Origin of the sequence: Nostoc sp. DedQUE08 (genome assembly GCF_034530895.1) — a bacterium.
GTDB lineage: Bacteria > Cyanobacteriota > Cyanobacteriia > Cyanobacteriales > Nostocaceae > Nostoc.
In genome coordinates, this window is record NZ_JAVRCD010000054.1 from 1 (window position 1) to 20,784 (window position 20,784).

14 protein-coding genes and 1 pseudogene are annotated in these 20,784 nt (G+C 41.5%); 12 read left to right on the forward strand and 3 right to left on the reverse strand.

Annotated elements, in window-relative coordinates; genetic code table 11:
* The 10 genes and pseudogenes from RMY64_RS27940 to RMY64_RS27990 form a co-directional block, all read left to right on the forward strand.
* Positions 1-119: pseudogene (locus RMY64_RS27940) on the forward strand (photosystem II q(b) protein); the annotation flags it as partial.
* A gap of 462 nt (positions 120-581) precedes the next feature.
* Complete coding sequence (psbA, locus tag RMY64_RS27950) at positions 582-1,685, forward strand: photosystem II q(b) protein (RefSeq protein ID WP_322673244.1); 1,104 nt, start codon at positions 582-584, stop codon at positions 1,683-1,685.
* Positions 1,686-2,011: 326 nt separating this feature from the next.
* Positions 2,012-3,403, forward strand: a complete 1,392-nt coding sequence (locus tag RMY64_RS27955; RefSeq protein WP_322673243.1) for a malic enzyme-like NAD(P)-binding protein — start codon at positions 2,012-2,014, stop codon at positions 3,401-3,403.
* A 316-nt stretch (positions 3,404-3,719) separates the two neighbouring features.
* On the forward strand, positions 3,720-6,005 hold the full coding sequence (locus tag RMY64_RS27960; protein WP_322701706.1) for a PhoD-like phosphatase: 2,286 nt from the start codon (positions 3,720-3,722) through the stop codon (positions 6,003-6,005).
* An 81-nt stretch (positions 6,006-6,086) separates the two neighbouring features.
* Positions 6,087-6,560 carry a hypothetical protein gene (locus tag RMY64_RS27965; protein ID WP_322673241.1) on the forward strand — a complete coding sequence of 158 codons (474 nt, stop codon included), beginning with the start codon at positions 6,087-6,089 and terminating at the stop codon, positions 6,558-6,560.
* A 449-nt stretch (positions 6,561-7,009) separates the two neighbouring features.
* Complete coding sequence (locus RMY64_RS27970) at positions 7,010-11,056, forward strand: hypothetical protein (RefSeq protein ID WP_322673240.1); 4,047 nt, start codon at positions 7,010-7,012, stop codon at positions 11,054-11,056.
* Between the two features lie 83 nt (positions 11,057-11,139).
* Positions 11,140-11,394, forward strand: a complete 255-nt coding sequence (locus RMY64_RS27975) for a hypothetical protein (protein WP_322673239.1) — start codon at positions 11,140-11,142, stop codon at positions 11,392-11,394.
* Positions 11,394-11,816 carry a type II toxin-antitoxin system VapC family toxin gene (locus RMY64_RS27980; RefSeq protein ID WP_322701707.1) on the forward strand — a complete coding sequence of 141 codons (423 nt, stop codon included), beginning with the start codon at positions 11,394-11,396 and terminating at the stop codon, positions 11,814-11,816. Before RMY64_RS27975 ends, RMY64_RS27980 begins: the two co-directional genes overlap by 1 nt.
* 147 nt (positions 11,817-11,963) lie before the next feature.
* Positions 11,964-12,641, forward strand: coding sequence for a Uma2 family endonuclease (locus RMY64_RS27985; RefSeq protein ID WP_322701708.1), 678 nt, complete (start codon positions 11,964-11,966; stop codon positions 12,639-12,641).
* Between the two features lie 205 nt (positions 12,642-12,846).
* The gene (locus RMY64_RS27990; protein WP_322701720.1) at positions 12,847-14,388 is read left to right on the forward strand and encodes a glycosyltransferase family 39 protein; all 1,542 of its coding nucleotides are present in this window, start codon (positions 12,847-12,849) and stop codon (positions 14,386-14,388) included.
* Positions 14,389-14,453: 65 nt separating this feature from the next.
* On the opposite strand, the gene RMY64_RS27995 is transcribed toward RMY64_RS27990, so the two are convergent.
* Positions 14,454-16,508: a DMT family transporter gene (locus RMY64_RS27995; protein ID WP_322701709.1), complete on the reverse strand. Its 2,055-nt coding sequence runs from the start codon at positions 16,506-16,508 to the stop codon at positions 14,454-14,456.
* A 45-nt stretch (positions 16,509-16,553) separates the two neighbouring features.
* A complete protein-coding gene (locus RMY64_RS28000) occupies positions 16,554-17,861 on the reverse strand; it encodes a mannosyltransferase family protein (protein ID WP_322701710.1) in 1,308 nt (435 codons plus the stop codon).
* A 467-nt stretch (positions 17,862-18,328) separates the two neighbouring features.
* On the opposite strand from RMY64_RS28000, the gene RMY64_RS28005 reads away from it, so the two are divergent.
* Both RMY64_RS28005 and RMY64_RS28010 read left to right on the forward strand, forming a co-directional pair.
* A complete protein-coding gene (locus RMY64_RS28005; RefSeq protein WP_322673233.1) occupies positions 18,329-19,525 on the forward strand; it encodes a 1-deoxy-D-xylulose-5-phosphate reductoisomerase in 1,197 nt (398 codons plus the stop codon).
* Positions 19,526-19,980: 455 nt separating this feature from the next.
* Entirely contained in the window at positions 19,981-20,178 is a 198-nt protein-coding gene (locus tag RMY64_RS28010) for a hypothetical protein (RefSeq protein WP_118162507.1), read from the forward strand.
* A 66-nt stretch (positions 20,179-20,244) separates the two neighbouring features.
* On the opposite strand, the gene RMY64_RS28015 is transcribed toward RMY64_RS28010, so the two are convergent.
* Entirely contained in the window at positions 20,245-20,745 is a 501-nt protein-coding gene (locus RMY64_RS28015; protein WP_322673232.1) for a thioesterase family protein, read from the reverse strand.
* Positions 20,746-20,784 lie beyond the last annotated feature (39 nt).

Consider the following 20,784-nt stretch of genomic DNA (forward strand, 5'->3'; position numbering starts at 1 on the left):
ACCGCGCTAACCTGGGTATGGAAGTAATGCACGAGCGTAACGCTCACAACTTCCCCCTAGACTTAGCTGCTGGTGAAGTTACACCTGTCGCTCTGACTGCTCCTACTATCAACGGTTAATTCTGAAGATTTAGCTAAATAAAAAGCGCCTCCACAAATGGGGGCGCTTTTTAGTTGTAATTATTTTAAAGATTAAAAGTAAAGTCTTTCCAGGTTTGTGGTTAGCTGTCACCTCACTAATCATAGGAGATATGACAAAAGTTTTAGCAGTACTGCAACAAGGGTTAAATTCAAAAAAACACGCTGAGTTTGTTGAGCGTTTAGCTTAATAAAATTTAAAAATAATGTCTTGAAAAATAAAAATTACTAATGTAAAACGTGATATTATGAGCCGGGAAATTTTCCCCTTTTTTCAGACAGTCTCCCTTGGGAAATTAGTTAACAGCATTTTTGGTGTGAGGTAATTCCAGAGAGTCCCGGCTATTAGGGAGAAGGTATTTGGCGAAGTCTTTGAAAACAGCTTAATTCTCAATTCTTAAAATTGGGAAAGTTTGTTGTCACCGATTTATCAATAACACAGTTATGACCACAACTTTAGGAAGAAGCGAAAGCGGCAACCTGTGGGATCGTTTCTGTCAATGGATTACTAGCACCGACAATCGGCTTTATATTGGCTGGTTCGGCGTTTTAATGATTCCTACCCTATTAACCGCTACCATCTGTTTCATTATTGCCTTTATTGCTGCACCACCCGTTGATATTGACGGCATTCGGGAGCCAGTTTCTGGTTCTTTATTATACGGCAATAACATCATCACTGGTGCTGTTGTACCTACATCTAATGCAATTGGTTTGCACTTCTACCCAATTTGGGAAGCTGCTTCAATGGATGAATGGCTCTACAACGGCGGCCCTTATCAACTCATTGTCTTGCACTTCTTGATTGGTATCTTTTGCTGGCTCGGTCGGCAATGGGAGTTAAGCTATCGTTTGGGGATGCGTCCCTGGATTTGCGTTGCTTACTCTGCGCCTGTAGCTGCTGCGACTTCGGTTTTCTTAATTTATCCAATTGGTCAAGGTAGCTTTTCTGACGGGATGCCTCTGGGCATTAGCGGCACGTTTAACTTCATGTTCGTATTCCAAGCCGAGCATAACATCCTCATGCACCCATTTCATCAACTAGGTGTAGCGGCGGTGTTCGGTGGTTCCCTGTTCTGCGCGATGCACGGTTCTTTGGTGTCTTCCTCTTTAGTTAGAGAGACAACAGAAGCTGAATCTATAAACTACGGTTACAAGTTTGGTCAAGAACAAGAAACCTATAGCATTGTAGCGGCTCATGGTTACTTTGGGCGGTTAATTTGGCAATATGCCAGCTTTAACAACTCGCGTTCTTTACACTTTTTCTTGGCTGCTTGGCCTGTAGTTGGGATCTGGTTAACGGCATTGGGCATCAGTACGATGGCGTTCAACCTCAACGGGTTTAACTTTAACCAGTCAATTCTTGACTCCAAAGGTCATGTAGTTAATACATGGGCAGATGTGCTAAACCGCGCCAATTTGGGTATAGAAGTGATGCACGAGCGCAATGCTCACAACTTCCCCCTGGATTTAGCGGGTGGTGAGGCAGTACCTCTGGCAACGATGTCTACGACGGGCGTAGATGCAGCACCTATAATTCACGGTTAATTGTAAGTTAAAATTCACTGCGCTCTCTGTATGGAGGGCGCTTTTTTCGTGCATGAAGCTATAGTTATACAAATATTTACACAGATAAAATATAAAAAAAATATCTGGTGTATTTGGGTACAATTACTAAATTGTTACTCATTTATATTAGTAAATGCATTGGTATAAATAAAAATAATTATCAAAACTGTAAGCAGTGGATAAACTAACTACTGATGATTATCCCAAAAGTTTACATACATTGTGTTTTCACAAACTACAAATCTTAAATTTTAGTTTTTGTCTCAATTCAATATAAAATCTAAAACTTAAAATCCAAAATCAACATGGCAGACCTAACTCCTAATTCTAGTTTTAGTTTGACACTGCGCTTGCAGATTCCCAATCGTGTAGGGATGTTGGCGTCAGTAACACATGCGATCGCAACCTGTGGCGGTAATCTCGGTCAAATCGATTTAATCGAGCAAACCCGCAAAGAGTCCACCCGCGATCTGACTGTAGATGCTGCTAGTACTGAACACGCTGAAACCATTGTGCAAGCAATCAAGGTGTTGCCAGATATCAAGTTACTCAGTGTTTACGATCGCACCTTTAATTTGCATCGCGGTGGCAAAATCAGCATTAGCAGTAGAATTCCCTTGAAGAGTGTTTCCGATTTGGCCATGGCTTACACCCCCGGAGTCGGTCGAATTTGTACAGCGATCGCTCAAGATCCAGAGGAAGTTTATAAGTTAACCATCAAACAGAACACCGTTGCTATTGTTACCGATGGTAGTGCCGTTTTGGGTTTGGGAAATCTCGGCCCAGCTGCCGCCCTACCAGTTATGGAAGGCAAAGCAATGCTATTCAAGGAATTTGCGGGGCTGGATGCTTTTCCTATTTGTCTCGCCACCCAAGATACAGAAGAAATTATCCAGGCAGTTAAGAATATTGCGCCGGTGTTTGGGGGCGTGAATTTAGAGGATATTGCTGCACCTCGCTGCTTTGAAATTGAAAAGAGATTACGCCAAGAATTAGATATCCCCGTTTTTCACGACGATCAGCACGGTACAGCAATTGTCACTTTGGCTGCGTTATTTAATTCTTTGAAACTCGTACATAAATCCTTAGCAGAAATCAAGATCGTGATTAACGGTGCTGGGGCGGCGGGAGTGGCGATCGCTCGGTTACTCCGCAAAGCTGGGGCAGAAAAAATCTGGATGTGCGACTCTAAAGGGATTCTCTCTACCAGTCGCAGCGATTTGACAGAAGAAAAACTCGAATTTGCTGTGAAAGGTCAAGGTACATTAGCGGGTGCAATGCAAGGAGCAGATGTGTTTATTGGTGTCAGCGCACCAGGAGTTTTGACACCAGAAATGGTGCAATCGATGGCGAAAGATCCAATTATCTTTGCAATGGCAAATCCGATTCCAGAGATTCAGCCAGAATTAATCAGTAAAGATGTGGCTGTCATTGCGACCGGTCGTAGCGATTACCCAAATCAAATCAATAACGTCCTTGCTTTTCCTGGGGTATTCCGTGGTGCTTTAGATTGTCGGGCACAGACAATTACCATCAAAATGTACCTAGAAGCCGCAAGTGCGATTGCCTCTTTAGTTAAGCCTTCAGACTTAAATCGGGAACACATTATTCCTTCAGTCTTTGATGAGCGTGTTGTCACTGCTGTTGCTGCTGCTGTGCAACGTGCCGCGCGGGAAGAAGGCATCGCGCGAAATTAATTAACTAAGGGACTTCCAAATAAAAAATATTCAATTATTGATTGTAGGGTGGGCATCTTGCCCGCCATATAAACTGGGCACTCATGTTGCCCACCCTACAAGATTGGATAGTTTATTTCTTGGAGTTCCCTAAAATAATCACTTTTATGGGATGGGCGTATCGCCTGTCCCTGAACTTTTAGGCTGCAATCTATTTGCGCTATCAACTGATGTTAAACAGATAAGAATTGATGCATGATTGGTGATTAGATGAGTTGGGCTACCAATTTAGGAGCAAAGTAACACATCTAAAACACCATCATGTCAACTGTTTGCAATGAAGTACCAAGTTGGGGACGAGTTTTTACAAGAACTACCACTGATTTTAGCGGGGCCAATCCTCAAACATACTGAGCCAGAGTCTGTGACAGTATGGATGGCACTGAAACAGTCTTGTCAGGTAAAACTTAAGGTTTATGACACAACAAATGATGGTGAAACACTAGGAAATTGCTTATTGGAGGGAGAACGCTCTACCTTTGCTCTGGGTAAGTATCTTCATGTAGTTGCGATCACGGCTCGATCTACAATTGGACATTGCCTAACTGGAGGTCACATCTATGCATACGACCTCCAGTTTACTGTTGCTGACCAAACCCTGCAAATGCAACAAGCATTATGTTCAAACTCCTCTCCTCCAGTCAACATCAGCTACTTCGATCATCAAAAACCAACCTTTGCTTTACCGCCAAACCGTTTTCAAGATTTGCAAATTGTCCATGCTTCCTGCCGTAAACCTCATGGGCATGGGTTTGATGCACTGCCAATTCTCGACAGTATGATTCAGGCATCAGCAAATCAACCCCAGCACCGACCTCACCAGCTGTTTCTCACGGGAGATCAAATTTATGGAGATGATGTAGCAGAACCATCTCTGTGGGTTGCAACTACTCTTGGTGATGCCCTCTTGGGTTGGGAAGAACGACTTCCGGTGAATGGAGTGTACTGCACTCCTCAGCAGCTACCCCCTGGAGAACGGGCTGATGCTGCGACAAATCAAGCTGGTTTGACGGCAGGACTACATAACAAAGCAGAGAAAGTCAACAGTCATCTTTTCAGTCTGGGTGAATATTACGCTACTTATTTACTCGCTTGGTCGCCAGTGTGCTGGCCGACAACATTTCCCAAAGGACAGCAAGTAATGCGCGATCGCCATGCTATCAAAGACTGGAATCGCGCAGTCAAGCATTTGCGACAATTCATCTACACCCTTTGGAAAGTGCGCCGCGCCCTTGCCAATATCCCCATGTACACCATCTTTGATGACCATGATGTTACTGATGACTGGAATTTAAACCAAGCTTGGTGTTTGCGCGTGCTGGGGCAACCATTAGGGCGAAGAATAGTCCAAAATGCATTGTTAGCTTATACAGTATTTCAAGGTTGGGGCAATACACCAGAGCAATTTGCAGAAGGAAAATCAGGTGAAAAGCTGTTGGCGGCTGCACAAGCTTGGTCAGCTTCTCAAGGAAGAGATGCAAAGGCTAATCAGGCGATCGCTCGTTATCTAGGTATGCCAGCCAACGACCCCCACACAGACTTACCTATTTTAGTCCGAGACGGTGCAGTATTTATTCTGGATCGAGATCCGGAAGCGCTGACTTGGCATTATATAGTCCGCAGCGATTGCCATGAAGTAATTGTGCTGGATACACGTACATGGCGGGGTTATCCAGCCGATCAAAAACCAATTGCGCCGCCGATGCTGTTGTGTCCAAAGGCTTTTGAGCAACAACTACTTTTGCCTTTACAACAAGTAACTGAACAAACTCAAATTAAAACTACATTTGTGATTGCGCCCACAAATGTTTTTGGATTACAAGTGATTGATTGGATTCATCATTGGCACTTAAACCAGGAGAAAGTTTTTTCAACAGATGTTGGAGATGCCTGGAATATCAATGTTGAAGCACTGGCGAAATTCCTAACTACTTTGTTTGAGGAACGTCAACAAGTCGTGATTTTATCTGGGGATATTCACTACAGTTCTGTTGCTCACTTATCTTATGCACGCACCCATTCCAAATTACAATCTGTCTTGATACAGCTAACCGCTAGTGCATTGAAGAATGAAGAGATGTTGACGCGGCTGATTCATACACGATTGAAAGATTGGCTGCTACCAGAACAGGTACGACATTGGATCGGCTGGATAAAGCCACCCAATATGGTAGAAATTTCCGAGAAACAATTACACCATAATCCTCAGCTGCTGAATGACCCTGACTGGCATTGTGTACTGGAGTGGATACCTCGAAACACTGCTCAGACTTCTACTTACACAGCAGATATATTATCATTGATAGCTCCTTGGAAACGAGCCGAAAATGCTAAATGGAAATGGTTACAACCTCTGATTTTTTGGAAATCTCGTTGGTTTCAGGAGGGACGAGAAGTAGTTGGATTGAATAATTTAGCTCTGGTTCACTTTGAGTTAGCAGATGAGAGTAATTATTGTAAAGTTATGCAAGATTTATACTGGTTTTCTTGTTGGTATCCAACCCAAATTGTTTACAGCCGTTTTGAGAGCCAGTTAACGCCAAATCAGTCTTTATTACGATGAGCGGTTTTGCTATGTGAATGGAAAGTTTAGGTGTATATGTGGGCACTCTAGATGAAAGAAACATACTGGAGAGTGATTTCTATGTCTACGACCCCAATTAGTGCAACATTGGCACAAACAGACAGAGATGCTGTGTTGCAAGCGATCACCACCATTAAAGAAAAGCTACCATTTTTGGTTGATTTGAGTGCCGACGATCGCAAGACTTTACCCAAGATGGGCGATAAGAGTCGCGCCTTTGTAAGCAAAGCATTAGAGGTAGCGGCGCAGAATCCAGAGTTTTTACCGCGATCGTTTGACTTGGATGAAATGCGAAAGGATGTGCAATTATTTGAAGCGTTGTATCCGGTGTTATTGTCGTTGACGCAGTTACAAGAGTTGGTAGATGATACATCTCTTGCAGTCGGTAGTGAAGCTTATGCAGCCGCCTTACAGGTGTATAACTACGCCAAAGCCAGTGGACAAGGGGCGGGTTTAGATGCAGTGGTTGTGGAAATGGGACAACGATTTGCTCGTAAACCTGCAAAATCCAAGTCTCAAAAAGCAGCGTTGTAGAAAATAGCTCAGTACTTGCATTTAAAACGTGCAATATGAAAGCTCAGAATTTGGATGTTGGAGTTAAAAGTACGACATTCCAAGTTCTGAGCTTTATTTTTCGAGTTCAAAGGCGCAACGTTCGAGCAAAAAGGTGCAACTTCCGAGTTCAAAGGCGCAACGTTCGAGTAAAAAGGTGCAACTTCCGAGTTCAGAGGCGCAACGTTCGAGCAAAAAGGTGCAACTTCCGAGTTCAGAGGCGCAACGTTCGAGCAAAAAGGTGCAACTTCCGAGTTCAGAGGCTCAATGTTCGAGTAAAAAGGTGCAACTTCCGAGTTCAGAGGTTGAAAGTTGAGATTTTGAGAGCGATCGCGGAAATATTTATCTGGAAAACTCGTCTCTTAAAAGACATCATTAAGGGTTAGTGAGGTTAACATAGTAAAAATGTTTTCAGCCTCTTGTTGGTGAAAATGCCAAGTCCAGATTACAAATGGAAGCGGTTCTGGTGTCCTCGGTCAGGTCACATTAATCTAGCTGATGGCGGTTATCTATGCGACCCAGAAGAAAAGTGGGGCAAAATATACAATCCAGATTTAGTAACCTTCGATGCTATCTCCCACTTCTCATGTTTAGCACTCTTGGGTGAGCCAGGAATTGGTAAAAGTTGTGCTTTAAAAGCAGAGAAAAAACAAATTATCAGTAAAATTCAACAGCAAGGTGGTGAGGTACATTCGTTAGATGATATCCGTTCCTATGGAAGTGAAGACAGATTAGTTCGCAGATTATTTGACAGCCCAGAATTTACTCAATGGATAGAAGGAACTCATCAGTTACATATTTTTCTGGATAGTCTTGATGAATGCTTGCTACGAATAGATACATTAGCAACGCTCTTAGTTGACGAGTTCAAAATTTATCAGAAGCATATCCAGCGTTTACATCTTTGTATTGCCTGCCGAACAGCTGTTTGGCAACCAGTCCTAGAAGAAGGACTCAAGCAAATTTGGGGTAAAGATAGTGTAGGAATTTATGAATTAGCTCCGCTTCGCCGTATAGATGTTAGTCAGGCAGCAAGAATTGCAGGAATCAATGATGCTGAGGCATTTCTAGAAGAAATTAACCAGAAAAATGTTGTACCTTTGGCTATCAAGCCCATAACATTAGAATTCCTTATCAAGACTTATCATCGCCACGGTGGTCAATTTCCTCCTAATCAAAGGCTACATGAACTTTATGCTGAAGGATGCCTCTGGCTTTGTGAAGAACGGAATCAAAGCCGCATTTCATCAAAATTAATAGGAAATATTGAGCGGCAAAAACGTTTAATTATTGCCGCTAGGATTGCAGCTATTACAATTTTTGGTAATAAATTTGCTATTTGGAGTGGCACAGATTGGGGTGATGTTCCAGATGAAGACGTGCTGATTGAGAAGATATGCCAAGGAACAGAAACCTTTGACAGTAGAGAGTTTGAAATTACTCAAAAAACTGTTGCAGAAGTTTTAGACACTGGTTTATTCTCATCTCGTGGTGAATTAAGCCGTATGGGATGGGCACACCAAACCTATGCTGAATTTCTTGCAGCATGGTACTTAGTTCAGCACGAAACACCTTTGAATCAGGTAATGAAACTGATTGTTTCACCTGAAGATCCTGAACGTAAGTTAATCCCACAACTTCATGAGACAGCAGCATGGCTAGCTAGTATGAGGACTGACGTACTTCAGGAAATCATGAAAACTGATCCTGATGTATTGTTGCGAAGCGACATACCTACAGATGCAAATCTTCGAGCAGCAATAGTTGATAACTTATTAAAACAGTATGAGCAGGGAAAGCTATTTGATTCACATAGAAATAATTATCCCACATACGAGAAGTTTAAACATTCCGGGTTAGCTGTACAATTGCTTCCATATATTCAGGATTTAAGCAAGCCAATCGATGCACGAGATGCAGCAATAGATATTGCTGAGGCTTGTAAGGTAGATGAACTTCAGGAGGAGTTGGTAAACCTAGTACTTGATTCATCTCAATCAATTTACCTCAGAGTTAATGCCGCAAAAGCAATCTGTACAATTGGTAATGTAAATGCAAGATTGCAATTTAAACCACTGACTTGTGAACAGCTTCTAGAAGATGAGGACGACCGACTTAAAGGATATGCTTTGGCAGCAATTTGGTCAGATCATCTAACAGTAGAGGAATTGTTTAATGTCTTAACTCCACCTAAGAAGAGAAACTTTACAGGAGCGTATCAAATATTTCTTGACTTTGAACTCGTACCAAAACTACAGCCATGTGATTTGCTAGTTGCTCTTAAGTGGGTTGAAAAGCAAGGTCTTAGGTGCTTTGGACACTCATTTGAAAGACTTGCGGATGCGATAATGCTAAAAGCTTGGGAACATCTCGATTTACCTGATATAGCAGAAAGTTTTACTAAAATCGCTCTAATACAGTGGAGAGAAGATCAGAAAATCATAACTTTCGACAACGAGATCCAAGCACAATTTGAATTATCACTTGTTAATAATCTTGAAAGACGGCGCAAGCTTGTTGAGCAGGCAGTCATAACAGTTTCCCAATCAGGAGAAAATATATATTTTTTATTGGATTCATTAACACAAAATATCCTTTCGACAGAAGATGTTTTTTGGATGCTCGGAAAACTTCAAAATGTTGATTCTCAGCAAGAGCGAATTTGGGCAGCGCTAATTCAGTGGAAATTTAATCGTCAAGATGTGAAGCAGATAGATGCTATCCTTACAGCTACTCAGACTAATAATATCTTGCGTGAAGAATTTGCATATTATGTTTCAATAATTGATTTGGACTCAATGCAGGCTGAGAAGTCGAGGTCTGACTATCAAGAGATGCAAGAACGCATAGCTCGTAGACAAAAACCTATTCTAGATCCACCACCTAAAGAACGAGTACTTCTATTTTTAGAGCAGCTAGAGTCAGGAAATTTATTAGCTTGGTGGCAAATAAATATGGAGATGCTGCTTAAGCCAGATAGTCAATCTTATGAAAAAGAGCTTGAATCAGATTTAACAAAACTTCCTGGATGGCGAGAAGCTGATAGAAAAACTCGTGAAAGAATTATCAACGGCGCTAAAAAATATATTCAAGAATATAATCAGGTAGCTTATGACTGGATAGGGACAAATACGTATGATCGTCCAGCATTATCTGGCTGTAAAGCTTTACAATTGCTTTTACAAGAAACTCCAGAATTTTTAGACACTGTATCATCTCAGATATGGCAACGGTGGGCATCTATTATTGTTGCCTTTCCTCATAGCAGCACCACCCAAAAAGAATATTACTACACCGAATTAGTTAAGCGGGCATACATAAATGCCCCCTCTGAAACCCTAAATACACTGCTGTGTATTATTAATAAGGAGAATGAGGAACATGGCTATATCTTTATTCTTAATAAATTTGAGAAATGCTGGGATGAAAGTTTTAAAGCTGTTCTTTTAGAAAAGGCTAGGGATACAGTAATTAAACCTCAGTGTATGGGGCAGTTACTTGAAGAACTTTTAAAGCGTGAATCGATTGGAGCTAGAGAGTTTGCTAAATCTCTTGTTTCTATTCCTCTACCTTTAGAAGAAGAAGCACACCAGAAAGCTGTAGTTGCAGGTAGGGTATTAGTCGAATGTGCAGAACCTACTAGCTGGGCGGTTATTTGGTCGGCTATTCAGCAAGATACAGACTTTGGGCGAGAAGTATTTGAAGCAGTCGCTTACCGCTACTCGCATGGTTTGTATTTAAAGCTGACTGAAAAACAGTTAGCGGATTTATACATCTGGCTAGTTTGTCAGTATCCTCATGCTGAAGATCCTGATTACAGTAATGATGTTCTTGCTCACAATATGGGCGCTAGAGAAAGTGTTGCTAACTTAAGAGACAGTGTTTTAACACAACTTAGGGAAACTGGGACATCTCAGGCGTGTATCGAGATTGAGCGTATTGCTGAGGAGTTTCCTGAATTAACGTGGCTTAAAAAAACGCTGCTGAAAGCCCACAGCGTTAAACGGCGAAAAAATTGGCAACCACCTCAACCAGAGCAGATCCTCCAGATTGTGAGCAATCAGTCAAAAAATCAAAGTACACAAATTCAAGCAGGAGTCTTTATTATGCAAGGATCAAACAACCCAAACCTAAACTTTAGTGGATCTGTGGGTGCAGTCAATCTCAATAGCACAGTCAATGGAGATCAGATTGGAACACAGCATAATTATGCTCAAGACCAAAATCTCATAGAGACTTTTGACGATATTCAGCAAATCGTAAATCGGATCACTCAAAATTATCCCGCTCCAACTGAAGTAGAGAAACAAATTATTGTGGCAGAAGCAGTAGAGCAAGTGAAGCAGAATCCAACTTTGAGGAAGCGCTTGGAAGTCGGAGGAAAAGCATTTATATTTGAAGCACTTCAGAAAGCTTCAGATCAGTGGTGGGTTGCTCCATTTGTGAAAGCAATTGAGGCTGCGGTGAAAGGAGAATAAACTAAGTTGAGTAAATAAAGCGATCGCCTTCCAAGCCTCATCATCCAGACTCAGATATGGAAGAAGCAGGTAAAAATAATAGAATGGTAAAACAAAATTTTCAACCGGAACATACGCCGATATCTCCGTCAGATGGTTCTGAAAACCTGTCAACCACCATCAAGTTCAGCGAGATATCCAAATTAAGCGAACTTTCCTTTGACCTAAACGCTGTGCCTATTTGGGAATTAGTAGCTGAAATCTCTGCCCAAGTCCCTGATGAAGAATGGCAAAAACTACCCACAGACTTAGCTAGGAGATTTGATTACTACCAGAAACAGAAACAAGGAAAAGATTGATGCGGGTTGTGTTTGCAGATACAGGGTACTGGGTGGCGTTGCTTAATCCTCGTGATGATTTACATAACAAAGCGGTAAACCTCTCAAAAGCTTTACAGCCTGCTCATATTGTCACCAGTGAAATGGTCTTAACTGAAGTACTGAATGATTTTTCATCTAGAGGTGAGTACTTTCGACAAGCAGCCGCCAATCTGATTAGGAGTCTTTATCGCCATCCAAACACTACCATCATTCCACAAACTAGTATTCAGTTTCAGGCGGCGTTGACGCTTTATGAGCAAAGGGCAGATAAGGAGTGGAGTCAAACTGATTGCGTGTCATTCAAAATTATGGAGGAGCAAATTATTGCTGAAGCGCTTGCCTATGACAGACATTTTGTGCAAGCAGGTTATACAGCTTTGATGCGAAATTGCCGAGTATGAGATGGTTTAGCAGCGAAGCGATCGCCTTCTAACCCCCATCATCTAACCTCAGAACTCAGAGGTTGCACTTCAGAGATTAAAGAGTCGAGCTAGGAGTTTAGAATTTAAGTTACAGGAGATATAGATTACTGGCACAAGGGTTAGACAATGAGTGAAACTCAGACCCAGTTACCGACAGATATATGGATTTGTGCTTCTTGGCAGGAGTATGAGCAGATAGTCGCTAACTTGCTCAACGAGAAGGGAAAAAGCTATTACTACAAAGGACACATGAGGCTGGAGATGCCACCAGTTAGTTTTGCTCATGGTAAAGACCATGTAATAATTATTTTTGCTGTAACTCTATTTGCGACTATTAAAGGGATTTTAGCCACAGGCTTAGACACCACGATTTTTCGTAAAACTGGTATTCAGGACTGTCAGCCCGATGTAGCCTATTACCTCAGAGAACGTGCCCAAACTATCCCAGCAGGTACAGGAATTGTCAACCTCGATCGCTATCCTGCACCGGATTTAGTGATTGAGATTGCGAAAACATCTCTGCTGGATGACTTGGGTACAAAGCGATGTCTGGCGACAAGCCGCTTCGCGTCTACGCTCTATGAAGAATTGGGTATTGCTGAATACTGGGTAGTAGATGTTCAAAATGCCGAAATTATAGCTTATGCGATCGCAGATCGAGGCAGTAAACGGATTCAAGAATCACAGGTATTGCCTGGATTGGTAATTGCAATTTTAGAAGAAGCCTTACGCCGAAGTCGTGAAATAAGTCAATCTGAAGTTGGAACTTGGTTATTGAGCCAGTTTCAGCAAAAGGAGGGTTGAACTTTGGCAGTTTGGAGCATTGTTAATTACTAACAACTTCCATCAGATTTACGATTGGATTCCGAGTATTATCAGCCTGAGTATCTATTTTAGAAGAAGAAAATCTCAAATCTTCATCCAAGATACTTACAAAATTTAGCAATGATTTCTAATGGAAATCATCTAACGATTAGTGAGGTTTGAGATGATTATCCCGATTTTAGATATGCGTCTATTCCGAGAAAAAGAATGGTTATTTAGCTTACTGATAATATCTCTATTTTTATGGCTGATATTTTTGGGAAACTCCGCTTTAAGAGATTGGGATGAAGGTACTGTGGCACAGGTTGCCCGTGAAATTTGGCGTGCCCCGCTTGGTTCAATGCATTGGCTTTACCCCACATTGGGAGGGCAACCCTATCATAATAAGCCACCCCTGATGCACTTATTAATTGCTTGGACTTACTCGATTGCAGGCGTGAATGAGTGGACAACACGTCTACCGGGTGCAGTATTAACTGCCTTGGGAGTGCCTTTGCTTTACTTGGTGGGATGTTTGCTTTTTAACCAAAGTTTACCAGCTCTGTTTAGCGCTTTAGTTTACCTGACGATGTTGCCTGTAGTGCGTCACGGAAGGCTAGCAATGCTAGATGGTACAACTATTACCTTTTTCTTGCTGCTGTTGTTTTGTTTGCTAAAAGCACGTCAAAATCGTCGGTATGCTCTCGGTGTGGGATTTTGTCTGGGGTTAATTGCTCTCACCAAAGGGATGATAGTTTTACCGCTAGGAGCGATCACTTTTTTATTCATGATTGCAGATCGGCAGTTTGCTTTGTTAACAAGTCCCTATTTATTAGTGGGAATATTTTTCGGAAATGCACCTGCGATCGCTTGGTTTGTCGCTCAATGGCAACATTATGGCGAAACTTTCTTCCAAGTGAACTTTCAAACACAAACTTTTGATCGTCTGACACAATCTGTTGAAGGTCATAGCGGGCCACCTTGGTATTATTTAATTGAGTTAATTAAATATAGTTTTCCTTGGCTACTATTTTTACCAGGAGGTTTTTATCTAGCTTGGAAAAAACGTCATACTACCTGGGGTCGCTTAATTCTTATTGGCACAATTATTTACTTAGGGACTATCTCTTTAATGAAAACTAAGCTTCCTTGGTATGTTATGCCTGTATATCCATTTTTAGCTTTGGCAATTGGTGCGAAACTTAGCGAAATTTGGCAGTACGGTCATTTTCAGGTACGAAATTTGAGAATATTTATAACTATTATTGCTATTGCTGGTTTAGGAGGTTTTGTTTACTTTATTCTTGCAAAGAAAGAACCTAGTTTAATAGTCATGAGCATTGTTTTGGCAATCAGTATGAGCATTGCAGCATGGCTAATTAAACAACGCGATCGCAACTTTATTCCAGTGCTATTTTCTGGGATGTACTTAGTTTTAGCACTGTTAATGAGTTCGCAATCATGGATCTGGGAATTAAAGGAAGCTTTTCCGGTTAAACCAGTAGCAGAATTAATTCGGGCAAATGTTTCAACAGGAACACAAATTTATACTTCTTTTGCTTATGGGCGTCCCAGTTTAGACTTTTACTGCGATTGTAAGGTAACTCCTGCAACTGTCCCAACTTTACAACAAATGTTATCTAATAAATCTTATTTGCTGTTAGACAATGGGGCTTTGCAGCAAATCAATTTAACTGGTAGTAAAATTATCGGTTCGGCTCAAGGATTTACACTAATTTCACCATAATTTATGAATGAATTTATCCTTTAGAGACATATTCTCTAAAATTGAACTTTGGATAAATAGCGCTGCTACGATCCTTCGTTTGTTACTTGAACAATGGATTGACTAGATTGGGCTAAATAGATACCCATTAAAACTACGGCAAAAGTCGCCCAGTCAAACAAAGCTACTTGTTCTGCAAAAATAAACCAAGCAAAAATGGAAGCTAGAACTGGTTCTAAAAGAAGCGTGACGGCGACAACGCCTGAAGAGATTCTGCTAAGACTATAAGCTAAAAGTCCTTGACCCAACACTTGGCAGAAGAGAGCTTGAAAAATTATGAAAAACCAACCCATCCAGGAATAGGGCAATAGTCTATCTTCGAGGAATGGGAGGACTGGTAATAGAAACATTGTTGTTACTCCACATCGCCACAGCATGATAGTTGCAGTGCTAAATCTGGTTCGGAGTCTTTCTATCAGCAGCATACACGTAGCCATGAAAACCGCAGTTAGCAATGCTAATGCATCACCTAATATTTGATCGGTTGCAAATTGTACCTTATTGAGTTCAAAGGCGATCGCTCCCCCCAAAGCGACGACCAGACCAATCACGAATCTATTATCGAAACGCCGACCGAATAATAAATACCCAGCCAAAGCAACAAATAAAGAGTTCAAATTAGACAGTAAAGCCACGTTGGCAACACTAGTTTGACTCAGCGACCAAGCCCATAATAGAAGATAGGTTCCAGCAGAGGTTCCCATTGCCAACAATAGCCACACTTCTTGACTTGTAAAAGGCTTCTGTTCTATAGATTGGTTATCAAGTAAGACAGGAGTAAGAGTAATACTGCCTTCTATCTCCTGACTCCTGCCTCCTGCCTCCTGCCCTCTGCCCCCTGCCTCCTGCCCCCTGCCTTCTGCCCCCTGCCTCCTGCCTTCTTCAATAGACTGTTGGTAGCGAAAAGCCTCAAGTCCATTCCACAAACCAAAGACAACTGTTGCAATCCAACTGCGATGAAATACTACAGCATTTGCACCAATTTCTTGTTGACACAATTTAGTTAAAGATGGTGCTAAGGATATGGGAATTAAGGCAAACAATAATGATACAGTTCCTAATAAAGCTGGTGTTTCTGAAAATTGTTGCTTTAGTAATGACAGTTTAATCGTCATACTTTGAACGAAAGTGTTAACTATATTGTTGACTGATGCCTGGAACGGATAATTAATAGCAGCTTGGCTAGATATGGCTAAGTATAAACCCATTAAAACTACAGCGAAACCTATCCAATTCGAGAAAGTTAATTTTTCTGAAAAAATTACCAGAGCGAAAATGCCGCTAAATACTGGCTCTAACAGATGCACCAAGGAGACAACCACAGAGGAAAACTTAGCAAGGCTATAGGTCAAAAGCCCATGACCTAAAACTTGGCAAACCAGCGCCAAGCAAATTACCCACACCCACCCACTGACTGTAGAGGGGAAAAGCCGATCTTGAGTGAACAAAAGTATGGGGAAGATAGCTAGAGCAGCGATCGCACAGATCCACAATTGAATTGTAGCTGGAGAAAATTTAGTTCGTAATTTTTCTACGATCAGCAGGTATGCACTCAATAAAACCGCCGAAACGATCGCAGCCAAGCCTCCTTGAACCTCGTCTGTAGCAATTTGCAATTCCTCAAATTCAATGGCGATCGCTCCCCCAAGGGCGATGACCATGCCAATCAGGAATTGCTTCTCAAAACCCTTACCAAATAGCAGCCACACCCCTAAACTAGTAAATATGGGAGCGAGATTATGCAACACACTAGAAATTGCAACACTAGTTTGAGTCAGCGACCAAGCCAACAAAACTAAAGTGGCAGCCCAAAGAATACCAGCACCTAGTAATAGCAGCATATCCTGACTGGTGTAAGACTGCTGTTCTACAGGTTTGTCTGCGGAAAATTGCTGCCGTATTGCTTTGTATCCATGCCAAATCAAGAAAGCCACGCTAGCAAGCCAAAAGCGATTAAATACAGTTGCACTGGGGCTAAGTTCAATTTCGCTCAATTTCATAAAAATAGAGCCAAAAGAAATGGCACCTACACCTAGAAATAATGAAGCGATCGCTATCTTCGTTTGATTGAATACATTCATTAGGAAATTTAAATTCAATTTCTTCGCAATAATGGATCGAACCTTCTAACCAACCCAATGCTCTTGGGCAAATCCTACAGCTATTTTGGCTAGTAATGTCAAAAAAGCGCCTAATATTAAATATCCTTGACGAGGATAGTGAGATAGCAGCACACCAATTGCTATGTTCAAAGGCACAATACCGTAGGCGAGACGGCTCAAGGAAATAGTGCCTCCAGAGGCTAGCAGTAAACCAATACCACAAAAGCCATAAATAACTGTAACTGTGGTCAGTTGCGTGTGGAAGCGCCACAACACATAGCCACCACCCAAGACCATGAACAAGTTGAGGAAGTTATCGATCCACTGTTCGCTTGCCAGAATCAACAAAAATAAGACTAAACCATAAAACCCATAAAATAATTTTACAGAACTAAAACGTTGACGGAAATGCCATAAAAGATAACCACTAGAAACGATCGCACCAAATAACAAGAGATACCAGGGGTCTTCAATCCCGCCAGAGGAGTTTTGAACCCAACCAAATTGCCAATTTTTACTGCCAACGGCAATTTGCATGAACATATTTAACCAACCCTGCCAATCAAATCCGAGAGTTGGTCGCCATCCTCGCTGTGCTTCGATAAAAGCTAAAGGGTCGCCAAAATAAATGGCACAATACAAACTGAATAGAAGTATGCCAATAGCAGTAGTCAAAGCGGCTATATAGGCAATAGGTGGTCGGCGTTCTTTCCAGGCTGCGATTGCCAATGCTGGAATTAGTGCCATACCTGTAGGACGTGTTGCTGTCGCCATCGCGCCCCAAAGAGCAGTCCAGCCATATTGCTTTCGATCGAACGCCTGCAAAGTCGCCGTACTCAAAAACAAATACAGCCCCTCTGTGTAAATCACTCCCGTAAACATCGAAGCCGGATACAAAGAAAGCACAGCAGTTACCCAGTGTGCTGCATTGATGCCATAACAATCCTTGACCCAAAAATACAAACAGTAAAGTGCTGCAAAAAATGCCAAGTTGTTGACTAACGTGCCTGCCAATTCAAACGGTAAGCCCAACTCCATCAAAAACCAGATGCTTAAGGGAAACAGGGGAAAGAAGGCCAGATTATGTTGCTTGCCGTCATTCACAAATTCATAACCAGAAGTTGCGATCGCACGGTAATGGATACTATCCCAAGCATCAAAAACCCCCCAGCCAAAACGGGGCAAAAATTCCTCTGCTGGTAATGATAGTTTTGGCGCAACCAGCAACATAGCTGTCCAGATAAATATTCGACTGGCAAGCCACATTGCTGCTGGAAACAGGAAATCATTTTTCCATAAAATTTTTTTTATAACTATCTGAGCTTTGACCATAGGGTTGAGTGCTTCAACAAACTCCTTTATGTATCTTTTTACCTATGGCTGCAATCTAGCAATTTATGAGTAAGATTTTGCATATTAAATCCTCCACCAACATAATTAAGAAACTGGACAGATGAGTAATTAATTGAAATTATTTCCTATTTGGTTACCTTTGCCAATTCTCTCGGAATTTATCTTTTAAAATATAGTATTTATAAATACAAATTTTGTCTAGTTATATGAAAATTAAACCTTGTCTGGTTTGAGATCGTAGCAGGATTTTTGCCGTACTAGCAGTCTATCGAGTTGAAATTAACGGATTGGGACTGGCACAAACAGGTACGCGAACAAGAAGACACGGGGATATGTTCTTTCTTTGCGTCTCTCCTCCTCGTCAGTGTATCGATTATGGCGCTCGCTGTGATTAAAGAGTCCCCAGCAATTTATAGTGAGAGTTGTCTGTAAATCCTTAAGCAATTGTGAAAGCGATTACTCTTGTTGGTTCTACTGGTTCTATTGGTACTCAGACTTTAGATATTGTTACTCAGTACCCAGATCGGTTTCGGATTGTGGGATTGGCAGCTGGGAACAATGTAGAGATGTTGGCTGCTCAAATTCGGCAGTTTCAGCCGGAAATAGCAGCCATTTGCTCAGAAGATAAATTACCAGCGCTCAAAGAAGCAATCATTGACCTCAATCCCCAACCGATTCTACTGGCTGGTGAGGCCGGAGTGATAGAAGTTGCCCGTTACGGCGATTCCCAAACCGTAGTCACTGGGATCGTTGGTTGTGCTGGTTTGCTACCCACGATCGCCGCGATTGAAGCTGGTAAAGATATTGCCTTAGCAAACAAAGAAACTCTGATTGCTGGCGGCCCTGTGGTTCTACCCCTAGTGGAAAAACATGGTGTAAAATTACTCCCTGCCGATTCCGAACATTCCGCAATCTTTCAATGCCTCCAAGGTGTTCCCAAAGATGGCTTACGGAAAATTTTGCTGACTGCATCTGGTGGGGCTTTCCGCGACTGGGATGTAGAAAAGTTAGCAGATGTAACCGTTGCTGATGCCTTGAAGCATCCTAATTGGTCGATGGGACGGAAAATCACGGTAGACTCTGCTACTTTGATGAATAAAGGACTGGAAGTAATTGAGGCTCACTTCCTGTTTGGCTTGGATTATGACAATATCGAAATTGTCATTCATCCCCAGAGCATTATTCACTCACTGATTGAACTACAAGATACTTCAGTTTTAGCCCAACTCGGCTGGCCAGATATGCGCTTACCCTTGCTATATGCTTTATCTTGGCCCGATCGCATTTACACCGACTGGGAACGACTAGATTTAGTCAAAGCTGGAAACTTAACTTTCCGCGAACCAGATCACCAGAAATATCCTTGTATGCAGTTGGCTTATGCTGTGGGTAAAGCTGGCGGTTCGATGCCAGCGGTGTTAAATGCTGCCAATGAACAAGCTGTAGCTTTATTTTTAGAAGAAAAAATTCGGTTTTTAGATATTCCTCGGTGTATCGAATGGGTGTGCGATCGCCATCAAAATGATAACCGTACTAATCCCTCTTTAGATGACATTTTGGCAGCAGATCAATGGGCAAGACAAGAAGTTTTAATAGCAAGTGAAAGGTTAGAAACTCAGTCGCGGATAATCTCTCTGCGATAAAAACCTTCAGTTCAGTTTGGACTGAGGATTAGAAATTGATGCCTAGTCCCCAATCTCTAATCCCCAGCCTCTAATTTAATTAATATGAAAATTATTTCACTCGATCGCAAAGATGTACTCACCGAACTATAAAAAAGTTAACAAATAAAACTTTATTGAAGATAACTTTTGACTTCCGGATCGGTCGTCAGTTTTATGTATATCTATAATTTATCTTCAAAAAAATATAAAGCTTTACAAAAACTTTGCAAATAAACCCAGTATATTACATCAATAATTATCTGATTCTTAGGTAAAATATCTCCAGGCTAATTATCACAAAAACCTCCATTTTAGTAAATATTAACAACTGGGTTTAGCATTTTTTATACCAGTAATTAGTACCAAAATAAAAGCTTATCCTTTCTGAGTCAACTCACTTTCAGACAAGGGCAATTATTAAGGAATGAATATATATGATTATTACGTTAATTATAGCTTGGATAGTCTTCATAATATTATGGAAATTGCTGAAAGCAACCGTGAGCACTGCATTAACTCTTGCGGCAATCCTTGTTTTATTAAATATTAGTTTTGGCATTACTCCCCAAGATATTTGGCATTACGTAACGCAGTTTGCTCAAAATTTGTCGCAGATCCAAACTGGAAAATAACGATCTATACTTCACTTTTGCCAATAAAAGGTGAAGTAGAAAAGGTGAAATGATAACCTTGCCCGATCAATTGTTATTTAATGCTGAAATCTTGGCTAATGCATCCTTAAAACTCGGCGGTAACTGACGCATAATCTTGCCTCTTTCGCGATCTAAAGCGACTAAAGTCACCTTGGCAGTAACGTACAATTGTTGTCCATCAGTTGAGATAATGGCGTAATCCCAATTGATGCGGACACCAGTCACCTCAGCCATACGGGTTTTTACCAGCACTGCCATACCCAATTGAATTGAACGGTGATAGCGCACCGACAATTCTACAACTGGTAAATCGCAGCCTATAGCGACTAAATCAGCAAATTCAATCCCTATAGATCGCAAGCATTCAATCCGCGCTTCTTCCATCCAAGCTATATAAGAACCGTGCCAGACAAGACCGGCATAGTCAGTGTGGTGGGGTTGGACTCTGACAGGATATTCAAACCAATTCCCAAACTCGTGACTGGATGGATTGTCAAGAGCGCTGGTTGGTGGTAGTTTTGGTTGGCTGGGTTTTTCTTCTGACATCTTCAAATTTCTCAACGCCTATAAATTTTCCAAATTATT